The organism is Nostoc sp. (assembly GCF_036917755.1).
Lineage (GTDB): Bacteria > Cyanobacteriota > Cyanobacteriia > Cyanobacteriales > Nostocaceae > Nostoc.
The window spans coordinates 1-17,168 of sequence record NZ_JBALFC010000026.1 but is presented as its reverse complement, the minus strand read 5'-3'; the positions used below and the strand labels follow the sequence as shown (position 1 = coordinate 17,168).

Annotated in this window: 18 protein-coding genes and 1 pseudogene; 5 read left to right on the top strand and 14 right to left on the bottom strand. The window is 41.6% G+C overall.

The genetic code is table 11. The features are described 5' to 3' along the window. Nucleotides 1-38 precede the first annotated feature (38 nt). On the top strand, nt 39-2,114 hold the full coding sequence (locus tag V7L05_RS08325; RefSeq protein ID WP_335163573.1) for a chromosome segregation ATPase: 2,076 nt from the start codon (nt 39-41) through the stop codon (nt 2,112-2,114). A gap of 78 nt (nt 2,115-2,192) precedes the next feature. Here V7L05_RS08325 and V7L05_RS08320 read toward each other — a convergent pair whose 3' ends face one another. From V7L05_RS08320 to V7L05_RS08275, 10 genes are all read right to left on the bottom strand, one after another. Further along, the gene (locus V7L05_RS08320) at nt 2,193-3,071 is read right to left on the bottom strand and encodes an NAD(P)-dependent oxidoreductase (RefSeq protein WP_335163571.1); all 879 of its coding nucleotides are present in this window, start codon (nt 3,069-3,071) and stop codon (nt 2,193-2,195) included. Nucleotides 3,072-3,338: 267 nt separating this feature from the next. Further along, nucleotides 3,339-4,526, bottom strand: coding sequence for a class I SAM-dependent methyltransferase (locus V7L05_RS08315; protein ID WP_335163569.1), 1,188 nt, complete (start codon nt 4,524-4,526; stop codon nt 3,339-3,341). Between the two features lie 114 nt (nt 4,527-4,640). Next, nucleotides 4,641-4,937: a DUF5615 family PIN-like protein gene (locus tag V7L05_RS08310; RefSeq protein ID WP_335163567.1), complete on the bottom strand. Its 297-nt coding sequence runs from the start codon at nt 4,935-4,937 to the stop codon at nt 4,641-4,643. A gap of 6 nt (nt 4,938-4,943) precedes the next feature. Further along, complete coding sequence (locus tag V7L05_RS08305) at nt 4,944-5,276, bottom strand: DUF433 domain-containing protein (RefSeq protein ID WP_335163565.1); 333 nt, start codon at nt 5,274-5,276, stop codon at nt 4,944-4,946. Between the two features lie 224 nt (nt 5,277-5,500). Next, entirely contained in the window at nt 5,501-5,890 is a 390-nt protein-coding gene (locus V7L05_RS08300) for a VOC family protein (protein ID WP_335163563.1), read from the bottom strand. A 172-nt stretch (nt 5,891-6,062) separates the two neighbouring features. Next, entirely contained in the window at nt 6,063-6,599 is a 537-nt protein-coding gene (locus V7L05_RS08295) for a GAF domain-containing protein (protein WP_335163561.1), read from the bottom strand. A 163-nt stretch (nt 6,600-6,762) separates the two neighbouring features. After that, nucleotides 6,763-7,209, bottom strand: coding sequence for an HNH endonuclease (locus tag V7L05_RS08290; protein ID WP_335163559.1), 447 nt, complete (start codon nt 7,207-7,209; stop codon nt 6,763-6,765). A gap of 2 nt (nt 7,210-7,211) precedes the next feature. Continuing rightward, nucleotides 7,212-7,442 carry a hypothetical protein gene (locus V7L05_RS08285; protein WP_104902270.1) on the bottom strand — a complete coding sequence of 77 codons (231 nt, stop codon included), beginning with the start codon at nt 7,440-7,442 and terminating at the stop codon, nt 7,212-7,214. 403 nt (nt 7,443-7,845) lie between these two features. Continuing rightward, nucleotides 7,846-9,072: an Eco57I restriction-modification methylase domain-containing protein gene (locus V7L05_RS08280; RefSeq protein WP_335163557.1), complete on the bottom strand. Its 1,227-nt coding sequence runs from the start codon at nt 9,070-9,072 to the stop codon at nt 7,846-7,848. A 46-nt stretch (nt 9,073-9,118) separates the two neighbouring features. After that, nucleotides 9,119-9,313: a hypothetical protein gene (locus V7L05_RS08275; RefSeq protein WP_335163555.1), complete on the bottom strand. Its 195-nt coding sequence runs from the start codon at nt 9,311-9,313 to the stop codon at nt 9,119-9,121. Nucleotides 9,314-9,502: 189 nt separating this feature from the next. On the opposite strand from V7L05_RS08275, the gene V7L05_RS08270 reads away from it, so the two are divergent. Beyond that, nucleotides 9,503-10,456 carry a DUF4351 domain-containing protein gene (locus V7L05_RS08270; RefSeq protein ID WP_335163553.1) on the top strand — a complete coding sequence of 318 codons (954 nt, stop codon included), beginning with the start codon at nt 9,503-9,505 and terminating at the stop codon, nt 10,454-10,456. A 272-nt stretch (nt 10,457-10,728) separates the two neighbouring features. Here the strand turns inward: V7L05_RS08270 and V7L05_RS08265 are convergent, their stop codons facing one another. The 3 genes from V7L05_RS08265 to V7L05_RS08255 form a co-directional block, all read right to left on the bottom strand. Then, nucleotides 10,729-13,368 (bottom strand): helicase-related protein, encoded by a 2,640-nt coding sequence (locus V7L05_RS08265; protein WP_335163551.1) that lies wholly within the window; start codon nt 13,366-13,368, stop codon nt 10,729-10,731. Nucleotides 13,369-13,461: 93 nt separating this feature from the next. Beyond that, nucleotides 13,462-13,650 carry a hypothetical protein gene (locus tag V7L05_RS08260; RefSeq protein ID WP_335163549.1) on the bottom strand — a complete coding sequence of 63 codons (189 nt, stop codon included), beginning with the start codon at nt 13,648-13,650 and terminating at the stop codon, nt 13,462-13,464. Nucleotides 13,651-14,142: 492 nt separating this feature from the next. After that, the gene (locus tag V7L05_RS08255; protein ID WP_335163547.1) at nt 14,143-15,327 is read right to left on the bottom strand and encodes an NAD(P)H-quinone oxidoreductase subunit H; all 1,185 of its coding nucleotides are present in this window, start codon (nt 15,325-15,327) and stop codon (nt 14,143-14,145) included. 356 nt (nt 15,328-15,683) lie between these two features. Here V7L05_RS08255 and V7L05_RS08250 point away from each other — a divergent pair, with 356 nt between their 5' ends. From V7L05_RS08250 to V7L05_RS08240, 3 genes and pseudogenes are all read left to right on the top strand, one after another. Next, nucleotides 15,684-16,043: a hypothetical protein gene (locus V7L05_RS08250; RefSeq protein WP_335163545.1), complete on the top strand. Its 360-nt coding sequence runs from the start codon at nt 15,684-15,686 to the stop codon at nt 16,041-16,043. Between the two features lie 43 nt (nt 16,044-16,086). Beyond that, a complete protein-coding gene (locus V7L05_RS08245) occupies nt 16,087-16,707 on the top strand; it encodes a 2OG-Fe(II) oxygenase (RefSeq protein ID WP_335163543.1) in 621 nt (206 codons plus the stop codon). A gap of 114 nt (nt 16,708-16,821) precedes the next feature. Continuing rightward, nucleotides 16,822-16,914: pseudogene (locus tag V7L05_RS08240) on the top strand (CRISPR-associated protein Cas4); the annotation flags it as partial. 65 nt (nt 16,915-16,979) lie between these two features. Here V7L05_RS08240 and V7L05_RS08235 read toward each other — a convergent pair. Continuing rightward, complete coding sequence (locus V7L05_RS08235; protein ID WP_442937844.1) at nt 16,980-17,090, bottom strand: DUF4351 domain-containing protein; 111 nt, start codon at nt 17,088-17,090, stop codon at nt 16,980-16,982. Nucleotides 17,091-17,168 lie beyond the last annotated feature (78 nt).

Below are 17,168 nucleotides of genomic sequence, written 5' to 3'. Positions count from 1 at the left end.
CTAAAACAGAGCGCTATTCAATTATTTTGGTGTGAGAGATGACAGAGCGGGATATTCCAGACAGTTGGTCTTCAGCCAGTGGAAAAAAGCCAGATCAAAACAAAAGATTATCCCGAACAGAACAATTCGGTGAAACTCAACCATTTGATGTCCCAGCTACTGGTTCTACCTCCAAGTCAGTGAAGCGGCGAAAAAAAAACGATACGGAAGGATTATCTATAAATAGTCATTCAGAAGAAACTACCCAACTCAGTAAAAGTTCTGGGAAATGGCCACGCTGGATGAAAAGCTGGGTATTGTGGTCAGTACTGTTAATGTTAATTCCCGGCAGTGTCGGATTATTGGCAATGGCAATGCTGCTGAAGTTGCCAACTGCCCCTAACTGTCCATCGATTTTCTGGCCTCTAGCTAGTGCCTCTGTGCGGCTACACTGCGCTCAGTTGGCGGCTTCTAAAGAGACAGTGAACGATTTATTGCAAGCGATCGCTCTGGTGAAGCAACTACCACAAAATCACCCGTTGCATGGAGAAATTGATCGTTTCATCGAAGAATGGTCACGGGATATTTTGAAGTTAGCTGATCAAAGTTTCCAAACAGGGAATTTAGAGGAAGCGATCGCTACTGCTGAGAAAATACCCCAAGACGTGGCGGCTTATAAATTAGTCGATGAGCAAATTGGCAAATGGCAGTCGATTTGGTCAAAGGCAGAAGCGACATACAACGGTGCGATCGCCGAAGTAAAGGAACGAAACTGGCAATCGGCGTTCATGTTATCCGCTAAAATGCTGCGCGTAGACAATCAATACTGGGCAAGTACTAAATACGACCAATTGAATCGTCTAATTGCCTCAGCGCGGGAAGATGGCGATAAGTTAGGAAAAGCTGAAAACTTAGCAAGTAGTAAAGTAGTCGATAATTTACTAGAAGCAATTAATCTAGCTGAGTCCATAGGGCAGGAAAGTTACATTTACGAAAAAGCTCAGGCAGCGATTCCCGTATTTGGACGCCAAATGCTGGAATTGGCACAGTCAAAACTAGATAAGCGGGATGCGGATGAGGCGCTGAATATTGCCAGACAAATACCGGAAAGTGCAAAACTACAAGCCGAAACAGATGACTTTATCGCCATAGCTGACGCGAAAAAGAGTGCTTGGATCGGTAATGTTTCTGGTTTGGAGGCTGCGATCGCCCAAGCACAACAAATTGATCCTTCCAGACCAGTGTATAACGAAGCACAGCAACTGATTGCTCGTTGGCAGTTGGAAATTGAAGATGTTGCGAATCTAGAAAAAGCGAGAATATTAGCTAGTCAGGGAACAGTCCCTAATTTAACAGCAGCGATCGCCCAAGTGCAGATCATCCCTGCTAGTAACCCCAGAGGCACAGAGGCTAGACAAGAGATGGGTCGCTGGCGTGCCCAAGTGGAGACAATTGAAGACCAACCTTACTTAGATCGCGCCGACCAGATCGCGGTATTTGAGGATATTAACTCCTTGCAAGCTGCGATCGCTCAGGCCAGCGAAATCCGTAGAGGTCGTGCATTATATCCAGAAGCACAGAAAAAAGTTCGGACTTGGATCGGAAAGATTCAGCGAATTCAAGACCAGCCCTACTTGGATCAAGCCCAAGAACTGGCTCAGAGTGGAAATCTCACCGCCGCCATTAGCGCAGCTCAACAAATTGCCTCGTCGGGAAGGGCGCTTTCACAAGACGCACAAGCTGCGATAAATGACTGGGAAGGTCAAATCCGCACTAGAGAAAACTGGAAAAAAGCCCAGGAAGTGGGGGCGGCTGGTACGCCAGAAGCCTTGGTTGAAGCAATACGGCTGGCAGATCGGGTTTCAAACAATAGCATCTTACGTATGGATGCGAATCAGGCTATTGACCAGTGGAGTCAGCAATTGTTAGAAATAGCACGCTCTCAAGGTCAGTCTGATATTGCCAGAGGGATTGACATTGCCAAATCTATTCCACGCAATAGTGCTGCTTACAGTCCGGCGCAAGAGCAAATTAAGGCTTGGGAGCAATTTCTCAATCCTCAACCGCAACCTCAGCCTCAGCCTCAGCCGGAATCTCTACCATTTCCTCCATCAACTACTACTAATGGGCAATAATATACAGCAGTTTTCATTTAATTGAACCACACATCTTGTAGGGGCACAGCAATGCTGTGCCCCTACCGCGTAGTCTATTTATTCCCCGATCGCTTCTCCCCATTCTTTAATTACAGAAAATAGTGATGAGTAATCATCATCAGCAAATGACATTTTCACGGCTGTTTGCAAGATTTGCCGCACACCTTTAATACTGCTGAGATCCAAATTCTGGGATTTCGCTTCCGAAATAAACAATTCTGTATCCTTAAGCAAGTGTTTTGTGGGGAAATTGGGATCAGCATAATTGCCATCCAACATCCGTTGTAGCTTTTTGTCAAAGGTAGGTGCGTAGAATGAACTCTCGCGCAATATTTGCATAAATACATCCACATCGACACCCTGACGCTGGATAAAAGCTAGACTGAGAGCAAAACTAGTTGCTAGGGAAGCTATTAGTTGATTTAGTGCCAATTTGAGCGCCGCCGCAGATCCCACTGGCCCGATAAGTAAAGGTTCTGTCCCAAAATTTTGGAGTAACTTGAAGTGGCGTTCATATTGTTCTGGTTCGGCACCTACCATAACACTCAACTTGCCAGCCTTTGCTTCCGGGATACTCCCTAATACGGGTGCTTCTAAATACTCACCACCACCTGCAACAACTGCATCTCTAATTTCCTGGCTTTCTGTGGGAGTAATTGTTCCCATTTGGATGATCGTGCGTCCTTCCAGAGTTTGCCAAGCCGTATCCGAAAGCAACACATTATAAATAGCCGAGGCATTAGTAAGCATGAGGATGACGCACTCAGCAGCACGAATGGCGTGGCGCGGATGTGTGACAATTTCAGCCCCGGCTGCTTCTAGTGGTGCTAATTTTTCTGGGGTGCGATTGTAGGCAACTAGCTGTATATCTGCGGCTAATAACCTTTGAGCCATTGGTAGTCCCATCAGTCCAGTTCCCAGAAATGCCACCTTCATTTTTTACGTTCCTTTGGTACAGCGTCAAACAATTTTGGATTTTAGATTTTGGATTTTGGATTTGTCATTTAAGTTTCTCTACTCCCTGACTCTTGGCAATCAACCACCAGCAGCAAAAGTGGCCATAATTATCACTGAAAGTAAAATACCTGGAGTAAGTAAGGTTACTAGCATTAGCAGGTCATGAGTAGTCATAATTATTACTTTTGTAGTCTGTTGAACTTTACAGTAATCACTGTATGCTATTTTAACTTTTAAAATTTACCTTTACTCTGGCAGAGTCAATCCTTTTAGTGGTTGAGAAACTTCTGTCTTGTCCAAACCTTTGCTCTGAATTAGGACTCCAAAGCCGCCCAGTCCTGTGGGATCTATAAGTTGGTGTAGTGCATCCCGCCGCTTTAGTAACTGCGAGAGGGATTGCTGTTGCTCAGAAAGGGCTGCAATGCGATCGCCTAACCCCAACGCCATCAAAAATAATCCCTGCTGGATAAAACCAACATTCTTTAAATTGCACTTCTCGCCCCAGCGTTCTAAAGCTGTAAAGTCAACATGGGCTGTGATATCTTGGCTTCCAATATTGATATAGGGGTTGTCATGGAAACGGTGATGATAATAACACTGTAGCGTTCCTTGCGATCGCCTGGGATTATAGTAACGACTTGCGGGGTAGCCATAATCAATTGTTAACACATAGCCGCGCTGCAAGCGGTCTGCTACTATACTCAACCAGTCTAGAGCCGCTAAATTAATTTCACTGCGATAACCATCTGGATATGCATTTTGGGCAAACTTGATTTGCACTAAATCCAAATATTCAGCCAGTTGGGGCGTTGAAAGTTCCCCTGTGACTTCTACAAATGATGGGCATGGGGCATTGGTTTCTTTCTCATTCTGATCTGTGGTTACATAAATTTCTCGGAGTTTTCCCGTTTCTAGAATGAATTGATGTACGGGAAATGCATCTACTAACTCATTAGAAAAAAAGCAGCCTGCGATCGCATTCGGTGGTATATCCTCTAGATTGCACCAACGTACAGGGAAATCTTGCAAGCGTTGCTGTTGTTCTTGTCTTAAAGTTGGAGACTTTTCAACAATGATGTACTCCAGCGCCGTAAAAAAATCTGGGTAGCGTAGCTGATGATATTTGAGGATATGCAATGCCAGCAATCCTTGACCTGCTCCCATTTCTACCAGAGAAAAGGGTACAGGTTTTCCTAAAATCTCCCACATTTGCAAAAATTGTTCTGCTAGTAATTCACCAAAGTCAGCACAGAGGTTTGGAGAAGTGAAAAAATCACCACCTTGAAAGCCAATTTTAACTGCATCGCTGGAATAGTAGCCGTATTCAGGATGGTATAATACCATGTCCATGAATTGGGCAAAAGTAATTCGTTGTTGAGGAGTGGTGGTAATGTGATTTGCGATCGCTGTACACAATGCTGGATTTGAATCCATAAAATTTGAAATTGGGGAGTAGAGAAAATAAATGAATTATGAATGATGCAAAACAAAATTCATAATTTCCCTAACGGTTTACTAAATCCATTTGTGTTGTTAATAACACTTCAATTAAGTCATTATCAAACGAGAGGTTTTTTGCCGGATCACCTTTAAAATTATTTTTAATTCTTTCAAGCGGAAAAGATGGTTGCCTTGCAATCGTTCGTATGCAAAATTTGTCATCTTTGCTACATCATGAGTTAGCAGCACACGCCCGTTCTGCGCTGCCCATTCCAATACAGTTGCATCGTCTACTTCAGTCAATCCAACATCCTGAACACGGACAAGATCAATATTACTGTTACGACGCAGAACACCACGGACAATCTGATTGTTCAAGTTTTCGTCAGCCAAGAAACGCAGCATAGTAATTTACCCTTGCGGGTTGCGTCTTGCTAATAGCCGATCGCGCACTCCCATTGGGTTAAAACGCTTTTCAGCTTCCTGTTGCACCTCTGTGGCAAGTCTTTGACGCTCTAGAAGGTAGGCATTAACTTCGGCTTGGTGTTGCAAGTAATAACCGATTACGAAATAGACATCAGAAAGATGAAGCGATGGGTACTGTTCCTTAATCTCTTCTGCTGTAGCCCCTTCAAGGAAAGCTGTAACGACTGTATCTAAAGTGACGCGAGTTTTGTTGATGCGAACAACGCCATTTGCATCAGTTACAAGTGGAATCGGCGCAACAGTAGGAATAAGTAGCATTTTAATATTTGGGCTGTGCTGTTTTCCTATCTTCAGGATAAGGGATTTCCAACAAATAAATTATTCAATCTTGTAGGGTGGGCATCTTGCCCGCCTTTGGCTATGGGCGGGCAAGATGCCCGCCCCACAAGAAGTAGTTGAGTATTTTTTTATTTGTGAGTCCCGAAGCCAAATCTAGAAGCAGTCCTCTAGCTCAAGACATTTGCTAAAAAGCAATTTGCTACCTAGCCACTCACCAACGACACCAGCACACCATTATGATCGCGGACACGAGCAATTGTTTGTCCCCAAGGCTGAGTTTTAGGGGCATCTAATGCTTTTGCGCCTGCTCCTATTGCTTTCATATAAGCGCTGCCAACATCAGGAGTGATAAATGATATCTGGATTAATGCTGGTGGTTGTGTAGCCTCGTTAGCATGGAAGCCGCTAGGAAATAACTTTTGTGCTTCGCTACTAGAGGAAAAAGCTAGTGTGGTATTTCCGGTTTCAATTTCCGCCCAGATAAAATGCCCCCGTTCTTCGAGAGTGCGACGAACCAAACCAAAAGCTTTTTCATAAAACTCAACCGTCTTAACTACATCCTCTACCCAGATGACCGTGTAACCAAATTTCATAATTCTTTCTCCTTATTTATTAGACAAGCACAATAGTTACTTACAGCAGCTTTCATTTAATTAAACTACATATATTGTAGGGGCACAGCATTGCTGTGCCCCTACCGCGTGGTCTACTTAGCTGAAAATTGCTGTAAACTCTATGCTGTATGCGAGTTCAATACACAGCAGGTTAGCTTTCTAATATGTAAGGGGCTGTTGCGAGAGTTTGCGCCCCTATTTGCATCATTTCTATATCTGATGGCGACCAATCATGAGGACTTTGGCAGTGATGTGCTGCTAGCAATCCCCATAATCCTCTAGGAATCAAAATTGGTACAACTAAGTTAGCGCGAACCTGCATATTGCTGAGAAAATCTCGGTGACAAGACTCGATTGGCTCTAATTGAATATCCGCGATCGCTCTTGCCCGTCCTGCCAAGTATAAAGCAGCATACTCATCATTAAAACAATCATCTGGGCCAGTGGAACCAAGTATTGAGAATTCTTTAGAACTCAAAGATTCAAAAGTTACCTGTCCTTGCCACCGTCCATAAAAATAATACAACACCACCCGATTAACCTGAAGCGATTCTCGGAGTTGATTCGTTGTTTCCCGGACTAACTCATCGCGCTGCATTGTTCTAACAAGGCGATCGAGCAATTGTTGCAAACCCTGTTCGTGGCGATCGCGGTTCTGGTTAAAATCTGAGTGAGAATGAATTTGCACGGTTCTAAATTACGACTAAGTAAATACTGCTGAATTTATATACTAATTTATTAGACCTTATTTAAATACATTCTTGTATCCATAGCAGCAATTCCATTTTAACGGAACATAGTACTATGGCGTTAAAACCTTGCCTTGTCCTAATAAACATCCCTCTCCTTTATTATTGACATAGATCACCAGTAGGTGGATGCCAACCTGCTGTTAACCAAAGTTGACGAGAATTTAGAATAAACCCATCATCGTGGTCTTGATCATTAAAATCAAAACGACTGCAAGTTGCACGACCTATAGGAGTTCTTCCAATGATCTGTAACCCATTTTTTGTCCAGATACAATGCTCTGACCAATTTTGATTTCTTGGATTAAATAATGCAACTTCTGTTTGTGTTTCTGGATCAATCCCGGTTGTAAAATTATACCGTCTTTGATTACAACGATGGCAAGCTAAAGCCAAATTATTGAGATCGTCTGATCCTCCTAAAGATTGAGGAATAATGTGATCAATGGTAAAGGGTGTTGCATTTGAGCGTTCTGGAGAGTGACAATATTCACACAAGTATTTTGCCTTTTTACGGACGTTTAAGCGAATAAAATTGTTAATAACCACAATTAAGAAGCAAGTTTAGCGTTGATAAAACTGAAGATTTTTTCTAATTCCAATAAACCGGCTAATTCTGCTTGTTCATCTGGATTGAGTAAGTTTTCTTTATTTTTTTCTAATAGTTCCTCTAAACGAATTTGTAATTCTTCAGTAAAAGAAAAAGGACGAAACTGATCAGAAAGATTAAGTTTTATTCCATTTGGTAGCCAAGATGAAGGCTGTTTCATTAATTCTTTCATGGGTATCTCCATTAATCGAGGATTTTGGTCTTTCTCGTTGGACAAGCATTGATGGTAGTTATCGGACTATAGGACTCGTATTTGATTTTTGAAAAAAATCAGTACACCCCGAAAAGGCTTCTTCTCCACTCCCTACTCCCCACTCCCTGTCTACGCAAATAATTATGGCTACGCCACGCTGCGCGAACAAAAATCAAAGCAGACTGCTATATGTTGAGATTCTTTCATACAGTAATATCATGAATTGCCCCTAATACTGTTCGGTTAAGAATATTCGTAGGTTGGGTTGAGGCAAAACCTACGCAGTACTGAACCTCACCCCGTCCTAACAAACATCCCTCTCCTTACTAAGGAGAGGGACAGGTTTTGCGTAGCATAACCAGGGTGAGGTTTTCTTCCGCTATTAGATAGATGCTAATATTTCTGAGACTCCAAACATTGGCGCAAAGTTACGATAAGCTGACAAAGCTGCTTCTTTAACCGTTGCACTCACAATCGGAAAAGTAGTGAGGATGTAGCTAAATTCATCTTCAGTTAACCCGTAAAGGTGTGCTACCATCCCATCGAGTTCAGCACGTAACTTAGCGCGTTCAGTTTCATCGGTAACGCCTTGTTGATGGGAAACTAGACCGACTTCTTGCGCGAGTTCGTCAAATTCTGGTGTCGTGCAGATGAGTTTGGCAGCGCGTTGTACAATATCATTGAAGTAGCGATCGTTTTTTGTTAAACGTGGGACTGGTAGTTGGTAAATATAAAACATATTAATGTTTGCAGATACCTGTTGACGTAATGCAAAATCGACACAAAAGCTATTCAGCACAGCACTGATAAATACTGTAGATTTATTGTCTTGAGTTGGTGATGCAATATTAAGAGAATTACCAGAAAAAACATTTGAGGGTAGGACTGTTCCAATCAAAGTTCTAGCATCCGTACTCCTTCCTATTGCACGGTATGAAAACCGATAACATTGATAGTCTAATAATTGACTAATATCGCTTTCATTCCTTTTTAATAAAGCTTTCCTTCCTTCTTGTTCATCCACCCAATACTTAGGTTTAGCATATAAATGAGTGAACTGATGAATCATTTTACCTTCATACAATGGTAATCTACTCTTTGAATATGACTTAAATAAATTCTTATCATCAGTCATGTGGAATTCACGCTTTAAAGAAAGATTCCACTTATCCTCAATTTTTTCACCCAACAATGGGAACTTTGTCATTTTTTCAGAAATATGGAAGTCTATTTCATTTTTAAACTCCACTACTGAAAGTGAATCAGGTGATAGGCGGCGTATAAGCTCAAGACTTATTGATATACTGTCGCTATTTGGAAATCTTTGTAATTCCAGAACATCATGACGCATAAAAGCAGCAGGAAATTTTTTAGTGTTACCGCCTTTTTCAAAAGTAAGAACAACAAATTTAAAACTACGATGAACTCCTTCAAAAATTGTTTTGCGGTTTTCAAAGCAGAATAGCCCAGTCATTTTACTTTGACTAAACAACATTTCACGTAATTGTTTAGCTCCTAAGTCATTATAAAAGCTACTAGGAATAACAATGCCGCATTCACTACCAGTTTTTAATAAGTTAAAACATTGCTCTAAAAAAAGTTTGTACAAGTTAATATCCGTTACCTAATTACTTTCTCAAAATACTTAAATTCTTTCACAAAACAAGCTTTTGCTTATTCAAAAGAAGCTTTTGCTTGCTCATTTTAGTGTTTTCCACAAGCAAAACAAGCTTTTGCTTACTCAAAACAAGTTTTTGCTTGCTCATTTTGGTGTTTTTCGCAAGCAAAACAAGCTTTTGCTTATTCAAAACAAGCTTTTGCTCATTCAAAACAAGCTTTTGCTTACTCATTTTGGTATATTCCGCAAGCAAAACAAGCTTTTACTTACTCAAAAGAAGCTTTTGCTTTCTCATTTGAGTATTTTACGCAAGTAAAATCAGTAAAAAAATTGTAGGTTGGGTGGAGGCTTTGCGTAACCCAACATCCTGATATATGTTGGGTTGCGCTCCGCTCCACCCAACCTACTATATCTGAGACTGATGACCGACGAACTGGAAAGAGTAGATAATGATAGCCCGTGGAAAGAAATTTTAGAAGCTTACTTTCCCCAAGCAATGCAATTTTTCTTTCCCCAAACAGCAGAACTAATTAATTGGGAACGTCCACACGAATTTCTCGATAAGGAATTTCAACAAATAACCCGCACAGCAGAACTTGGTAGGAAATATGCAGATAAATTAGTTAAAGTCTGGCAAATCCAAGGACAAGAAATTTGGCTATTAATCCATGTAGAAATCCAAGCAAAATCAGAAGACATCTTTGCAGAAAGAATGTTTTCCTACAACCTGCGAATTTTTGACAGATTTGGGAAACCTGCCATAAGTTTAGCAATTTTGTGCGATACAGACCCGAAATGGCGACCCAATCAATATAGTTATAATTATCCCAATACCAAACTTAACTTTGAATTTGGAACTGTCAAGCTGCTGGATTATCAAAATCGTTGGACAGAATTAGAAGCCAGCGACAACCCATTTGCAACTGTAGTAATGGCGCATTTGAAGACACAGCAAACAACTAAAAAGCCAGGAGAACGTAAAGCTTGGAAATTTAGCTTGATTCGCCGATTGTATGAATTAGGATTGCAAGAAAAAGATATTCGTAATCTTTATCGATTTATTGATTGGGTTATGATTTTACCAAAAGCCTTGGAAGCAGAATTTTGGCAAGAGTTTAAGCAATTTGAGCAGGAGCAGACTATGAGCTACATTACCACAGGCGAGCGCATTGGTTACGAGCGCGGAAAACAAGAACAAGGACAAACACTCGTGTTACGGCAACTACAAAAACGGGTAGGAGAGTTACCACAAGAGTTTCGGGAGCGCATTCAAACTCTTTCCCTAGAGCAATTAGAAGCACTTGGCGAGGCTTTATTGGATTTTACAGCCATTGAGGATTTACTTAATTGGTTGGAAGCAAATCAAACAACGTAAAATATTTCTCAAAAGACGCGATTTATCGCGTCTTTTCAAAAGGCTAATTATTGTAGAGATGGTGATTTATGGCTTCTATTGCCTTAACGACAAATTACGAACCTTGACTCGTTCCCAGTCTCTGACTGGGAATGCATTCATTGAGTCTCTGGCTCAATGTCTGACTGGAGGCGGAGCCTCCAATAAGCCATTCCCATGCAGAGCATGGGAACGAGATAAATGAGATAAAGTAGTAGCGAATTCTATTCGCCCAATACTTTTAAAATATCCTCTTACGAACCTTGAAATAATCCCAAAGAACAAATAATCTCAGGTTCTCGTTTATCCATTTCTTCAGTCACAATACACAAACGGTCATCTATCCGTAGCGACACCACTAACTCAGCTAACTGCTGATTATTAATGCCGCTTCTCAGTTGACGATTTAGAGTATCAATAGCTGACTGTCGCAAAGGATAACGGTAAATTTCATCAATTGCTTTTAAAAGTTCATCACTAACAAATACTGTTCCTTTCATATCTTGAACATAACCCTTAAGTCGTTCATAACTGCGAAACCTTGCCCCTGATGGTCGCCCCAATTGACCGCCGGCATTTTTCTCTTCTTCAGCAATCAATTCAGCACCCTTTTGCACTAACTCGTGATGCTGTTTATCTTTGGATATCGCTGGGGTAGATTCTTCACACGCCGCCACCCGCAGAACCGCTAATTGTGATTGAGTAACGCTATTTCCATCACGGTCAACATAAATCAAAGAATCATTCCCCTCAGTGGTTTTCATATAAAGCAATACCCCCTCCGGTTGCATAGGTTGCGGAGTATGGGCGCGAGTAGAATAAACTACATTTTCCATTTCCTCAATCGTTTTTTTCAAACCCGGATTACCATCAGTGGCTTTTTTCCAGATTTGAAATGCTTCAGATGTCAAATCAACTTCTGTATCTTCTTCACCATCTAAAACTCCAGATTTCTCGTTGTAGAGGTCGAGAATTACCCGTGCATCATCATCTTCAAAAAAAGCTTCATCAGTTCCCACCACTTCCGCATTTTCTTGCAGTCGTTTGCGGAGTCGTCCCCGCAAATTAATAATCCGTTCTACTCCCTCGGCTGGTAAAAAAGAATAACAAAGAATTTGGTCAGCATTTTGTCCAATGCGGTCTACTCTTCCGGCACGTTGAATTAAACGAATAATCGCCCAAGGTAAATCCCAATTGACGATAATTGCACAGTCTTGCAAATTATGACCTTCACTCAAAACATCAGTGGCGATTAAAACCCGCAACTCATCTGATGATGAAATTTCTGCCACAGAATCAGCATCTTCATCATTATTACTTGTATCTAATAACTCAGCATCCTGAGTTCCAATGGGAATATCAAGCCCCTGGTCTAAAGCATATAAATAAATGAAGTTCCGTAAAATGTGGCGTTCAATTGATTGGATAAAAATAACACCACTACTTTCTAAACGTTTAAACAAATTAGTGCGAGAAAAACCCATTAATCTCCTACCGCCACGAAACAAACTATTAATCAAACGTTGTTCGGTGTCTGTAGGCGGCTGTTTTAGTTTAGCAACAACATAATTTCCTAGCCCATAACGAGGTAAATTAAGTTGATTAATGACTCCTACTACTAACTCCGAGTAAAGATGAGAATAAGAGTCAGTGTTAGAAGCTTGTAAAGGAAACTTGAGACTCCGAGGTATGCGCTGGGGAAAATAAGAATGCCTGCCATCAGCAAATTCTAAATATTTCCGCCCTGTTTCATCTGTGTGGGCATAATTATCTTTAATAAACGAGCGCGTTCGTCGCACCATGTAGCGCTTCATCAATTCTCGCCAGTCATCAGGATGTTCACTTTTCTCAAAGGCAGCTAAAGAACGCACAGAACATTGATGCTTTCTAATAAACTCTAATTCGCCGATAGAACTGCCACCAAGTTGATTAATTAAAGCTTCTGGTCTTAACCCCAAATCTTCGTCTTCTGGAACAAATAGCCGCAGTTGGGCTGAAAGGTCAAGATAACTTTTATTGTAAGGAGTAGCAGATAATAAAATACATTTGCTTTCGTTAGCAGCAATATATTCGGTAATGGCTCGATAACGTTTACCTTCGCGGTTGCGTAAGTTGTGACTTTCATCAATCAACACAACTCGGTAGCGGCGGAGTTTTGGCAGCTTATATTGTACTTGACTAATTGACATAACTTCGGCAAGTAGCCGATAGTTATTTACATATTCTTGCCACATTGGTACTAAGTTTTTCGGGCAAAGAATCAATGTTTCTAAATAACAATCTTCTTGTAATATCTTCGCAAGGGCGGTTCCAACTAAAGTTTTACCCAAACCAACCACATCGCCCACCAACACGCCACCACGCCTAGTTACATGACGCGCTGCTAGCTGGACGGCGGCTTTTTGGAACTCAAATAAATTGTTAAATTCGCGGGGGATACGAAATTCTGAAAGTCCTGCGATCGCTTCATGGGATAAGTGATAAGCTATCTTCAGGTAGATGTAGTAAGGTGAGATTGACTCTTGCCTAGCCCAACTCCGATCAATAATCTCTGCCAATTCTTGAGATATATCTACACAACCGTAATCTTCCCAGCGATCGCTAAACCACTTTTGCAGTTTATTGCAAGCATCATGGTCTAAAATATCAACATTTAACTCCCCTTGTTTCGCCAATCCTGGCAGAGTTAAATTACTACTACCCAAGAATCCCACAGTTGGAGTATTGGCATCATTGCGATGCACAAGATATAATTTAGCATGGAGAGCATGACGCAGAAACAGTTTAATAATTAGTTTCTGACTTTTTAGCTGATGACTTAACCGCCGCAACCCCGCTTCATCCTGATTAGTCGGCGCACCGATAGTCAACTGCTGGCGAAATTCCGCCGCCATGCGTTTTTTCAACCGCACAATGGCACTATTATCAATCCCTCTATCACCACTACTAAGAGTAAATGCCGCATGAACTTCATCACTGGGTAAGCTTTACATCCCGATTAGCAAACGGCAACAAGCCTTTTCACTACCAACATACTGTTCAATCAAATCATCAATTTTTCGCCAACCTCTAAGGTTAAAGTAGCCAACGCAAAAATCTGCCCGATAAGAGACTTTGAGAGTTTCTCGCAAAATCGGTAGCAGTTGTAAATCAATGTTGTCAAAAATCCGGGGCATTATTTAAAACTCTTAAAAAGAGAACATTTTTAAATATTTCGTACCTATGTTATAGCGTTTCTCATTTGAATCAGATACGCCAGTAGGGACGCACAGCTAGCTGTGCGTCCCTACTGGCGTCTTCTTACCCACATTTTTGTAACAGTTAAAGTGTCGCACAGACAAGCAATCCCGCCCAGAACTAAAGTTCGGGGCTAATAGCTCAACTCCACTAAGCGTGGACTGAAATTCTACATCGCTTAAAATCTTGTATTTAGTCCTCTTGAGAGGATTTTAGCTATTAGCCTGGGAATTTATTCCCAGGCTGGATGGCAACGAAGCGGAAGATTTATAAAGATGTTGCTAATAACAAGCTTCAAAAGAAGGGTTAGGAAGGAAAAAGCCTTAACCCAAACGTATTGTGATAAAATCAGCAGTTTTACCCAATGCTAAAAAAATAGAGCAGTTGTATGACAGTGCAACTGCTCTAAAAAGTACTTGGATAGATATTATCTACCTATCCACAGACCCCATGATTATGTCAATACTGCCCAGGATGACCACAACATCTGCAACCTTCATCCCGCGCAGTAAATGTGGGAGAATTTGAAGGTTGTTGAAATCCGCCGCGCGAATCTTCCACCTTAAGGGGAAGACATTATCATCGCCAACCAAATAAATTCCCAATTCACCTTTGCCACTTTCTACACGAGAGTAGATTTCACCCTTGGGAATCTTGAATGTAGGGGAAACTTTTTTGCCGATGAATTGATAATCAAATGCGTCCCACTCTGATTTTTTACCTGCGGCTAAACGTTTAGCTTCCAGATTTTCGTAAGGGCCGCCAGGAAGTCCTTTAATTGCTTGGCGAAGAATCTTCACAGATTCGCGCATTTCCCGCATCCGCACCACGTAACGGGCAAAGCAATCACCGGCAGTTTCCCACTGCACATCCCAGTCGAAATCGTCATAGCATTCGTAATGGTCAACTTTCCGCAAATCCCATTTCACGCCAGATGCGCGTAACATTGGGCCAGAAAGTCCCCAGTTAATTGCTTCTTCACGGGTGATAGTACCAATACCCTCAATACGTCGCCGGAAGATGGGGTTATCGGTTACTAAGCGTTCGTACTCATCAACTTTGGGTATGAAATAGTCGCAGAATTCCAGACACTTATCTACCCAACCATAGGGCAAATCGGCTGCTACTCCACCAACGCGGAAGTAATTGTTATTCACCATCCGATAACCTGTAGCGGCTTCCCACAAATCATAAATCATCTCCCGTTCCCGGAACTGGTAGAAGAAGGGAGTTTGAGCGCCCACGTCAGCGAGGAAAGGACCAAACCACAATAAATGGTTAGCGATGCGGTTCAACTCCAGCATGATAACGCGGATGTAGCTAGCGCGTTTAGGAATAGCGACACCTGCAAGCTTTTCTGGGGCGTTGACAGTGACGGCTTCGTTGAACATTCCCGCAGCGTAGTCCCAGCGACTGACGTAGGGGACGTACATAACATTAGTCCGGTTCTCGGCGATTTTTTCCATTCCCCGGTGCAGGTAGCCGATAACCGGTTCACAGTCAACCACATCCTCGCCATCCAGGGTGACAATTAGCCGCAGAACCCCGTGCATTGAGGGGTGTTGTGGCCCCATGTTTAGCAGCATTGGTTCAGTGCGGGTTTCTAGTCTGGTCATAGATTTTGTGTTCTCCGTTCGTGAAAATATTGAATTCTACCGCGCAGATGCCAACTAGACCCAATTTATCTTGTTTCTCAAGCCAAAGTAAGGTTGTGGGAAGAGGGATTTGATTTGATGTTTCATTTTGTTGCACTTCTTCAACTATTATATGGAAGCTTGATATGCACTTAATTAAGGCATCGAATTTTTTTATCTCATGGTTCTGGCATCAGGGGACAGGTCGAATAATTTAATCACTCATTACCAAAGAAGACGCATCTTCTCAATAATGACTATTGACTTACGAGTTTTTACGCAACCCATAAATATATTGTGTCAATTACATTACAGGTTGATGACGCTAATACATATCTATGACTTTCAATCAAGAGCGTTTTGATACGCTAATTCAGAAGTTAGAAGCTTTTGCTAATAAACAACCGCATCTTTATAAATTGCACGTTGCTTTTTTGGCTACTTTGGGCTATGCATATATATTTTTGGTTCTAGCTGTAACGTTGGCTCTGTTGGCAGGTATTGTCTTTTTGATGCTTAATGCTCAGTCAATTCATGCCTCATCTGTGAAAGCTATAATGTTTTTGCTGGCGTTAGCATTAGTGTTACTGCGATCGCTTTGGGTTTCTTTTCCCCCACCTACAGGTTTAGCACTGCAACCCCAGGATGTACCCAATCTCTATGCCCCTAGCAACGTATTTGTATCATTATTAAAGTGAAACGGTATTAGTTCTGTACGCTCCCCACATCCCCACATCCATTGTGAAACACTATCAACAACAAACCAACGCCTTCCCCAACGATTACCTAAACAACTTGTGGGGAGAAATCCAAGCTTGTCCTTACTTTGCTATCAACAACCTCAACCGCGATTTTGTCGCCACTAAAGGATTCTCCGTAGTATTTCAACGTTCTGGATTAGCAAAAGTAGAACAGCAGTTTCCGTACTTCAAGCCTTACCTCGATTTGGCTCTCCAGCCAAATTGTAATGCTTTTTACCTCAATCCTTTACAGCTAAAGGAAGGCTCGCGTGTCGATCCGCATATTGATCGCTCCTTACGTTCCTACTCCAAAACCATTGAACCGCCTGCGGTTGTCAGTGTCCTTTATGTGCGAGTACCAGTAGATATGGAAGGGGGAGAACTGGTATTGCGATCGCACAAACGCCAACTTGGGCAAATTAAGCCCCAAATCAATACTTTACTTTATTTTCAAGGTGATTTAACCCATTCGGTTAAGGCTGTGAAAACCCCAGGAAATCGCTTAAGTTTAGTTTGTGAACAGTATAGTTTGAGTGATGCTGAACTCCAGGAAATTCCAGAGTTTACGGTGGAGTCAAGAAGCTCTCAGTCTACAACCAAAAAGAGAAAGTATGCCTCATAGTTTAGGATTGAATTTGCTACCTCAATCGCCCGTTTCACTATAGTTTCTCACAGGGAGATATCTCCACGCCCTATTTTTAACCCTGGTTAGTTCTGTAGATATCATAATTGGGCGATCGCTTGCACCTATTGTCCGCATCGTTGCTGGCGAATATTTTGTGCAGGGGAATTTAGCGATAATCAATACACAATTGAAGGTACAACTCTCTTTATTCTCTCTGCGTTCTCTGCATCTGGGCGGTTGGTTATCAAAAGTTATTTTTCACAAAAAAGTTAATCGCTTTCCTGCTGATTTAACCATGCTTCTAAATCAGTTATATTAGAAAAATCTAATAACGCTTCTCCTAAACCTTCTAATTTTTGAGCAGATAAGCTGTTCCACATTTAACTTGCTATAACAGCATTACCTTTGTTTTTGACTTTGCGATGCCATTTAATAATTAATTCGCCTTGATTTAGCAA

Excerpts from the sequence above, each read along its gene's own strand:
- V7L05_RS08265 (WP_335163551.1), bottom strand. The coding sequence starts at position 13,368 with ATGGCGGCGGAATTTCGCCAGCAGTTGACTATCGGTGCGCCGACTAAT.
- V7L05_RS08320 (WP_335163571.1), bottom strand. The coding sequence starts at position 3,071 with ATGAAGGTGGCATTTCTGGGAACTGGACTGATGGGACTACCAATGGCT.
- V7L05_RS08315 (WP_335163569.1), bottom strand. The coding sequence starts at position 4,526 with ATGGATTCAAATCCAGCATTGTGTACAGCGATCGCAAATCACATTACC.
- V7L05_RS08260 (WP_335163549.1), bottom strand. The coding sequence starts at position 13,650 with ATGCCCCGGATTTTTGACAACATTGATTTACAACTGCTACCGATTTTG.
- V7L05_RS08235 (WP_442937844.1), bottom strand. The coding sequence starts at position 17,090 with ATGTGGAACAGCTTATCTGCTCAAAAATTAGAAGGTTTAGGAGAAGCG.
- V7L05_RS08255 (WP_335163547.1), bottom strand. The coding sequence starts at position 15,327 with ATGACCAGACTAGAAACCCGCACTGAACCAATGCTGCTAAACATGGGG.
- V7L05_RS08275 (WP_335163555.1), bottom strand. The coding sequence starts at position 9,313 with ATGAGTAAGCAAAAGCTTGTTTTGAATGAGCAAAAGCTTGTTTTGAAT.
- V7L05_RS08285 (WP_104902270.1), bottom strand. The coding sequence starts at position 7,442 with ATGAAAGAATTAATGAAACAGCCTTCATCTTGGCTACCAAATGGAATA.
- V7L05_RS08305 (WP_335163565.1), bottom strand. The coding sequence starts at position 5,276 with ATGCTACTTATTCCTACTGTTGCGCCGATTCCACTTGTAACTGATGCA.
- V7L05_RS08250 (WP_335163545.1), top strand. The coding sequence starts at position 15,684 with ATGACTTTCAATCAAGAGCGTTTTGATACGCTAATTCAGAAGTTAGAA.
- V7L05_RS08300 (WP_335163563.1), bottom strand. The coding sequence starts at position 5,890 with ATGAAATTTGGTTACACGGTCATCTGGGTAGAGGATGTAGTTAAGACG.
- V7L05_RS08325 (WP_335163573.1), top strand. The coding sequence starts at position 39 with ATGACAGAGCGGGATATTCCAGACAGTTGGTCTTCAGCCAGTGGAAAA.
- V7L05_RS08270 (WP_335163553.1), top strand. The coding sequence starts at position 9,503 with ATGACCGACGAACTGGAAAGAGTAGATAATGATAGCCCGTGGAAAGAA.
- V7L05_RS08310 (WP_335163567.1), bottom strand. The coding sequence starts at position 4,937 with ATGCTGCGTTTCTTGGCTGACGAAAACTTGAACAATCAGATTGTCCGT.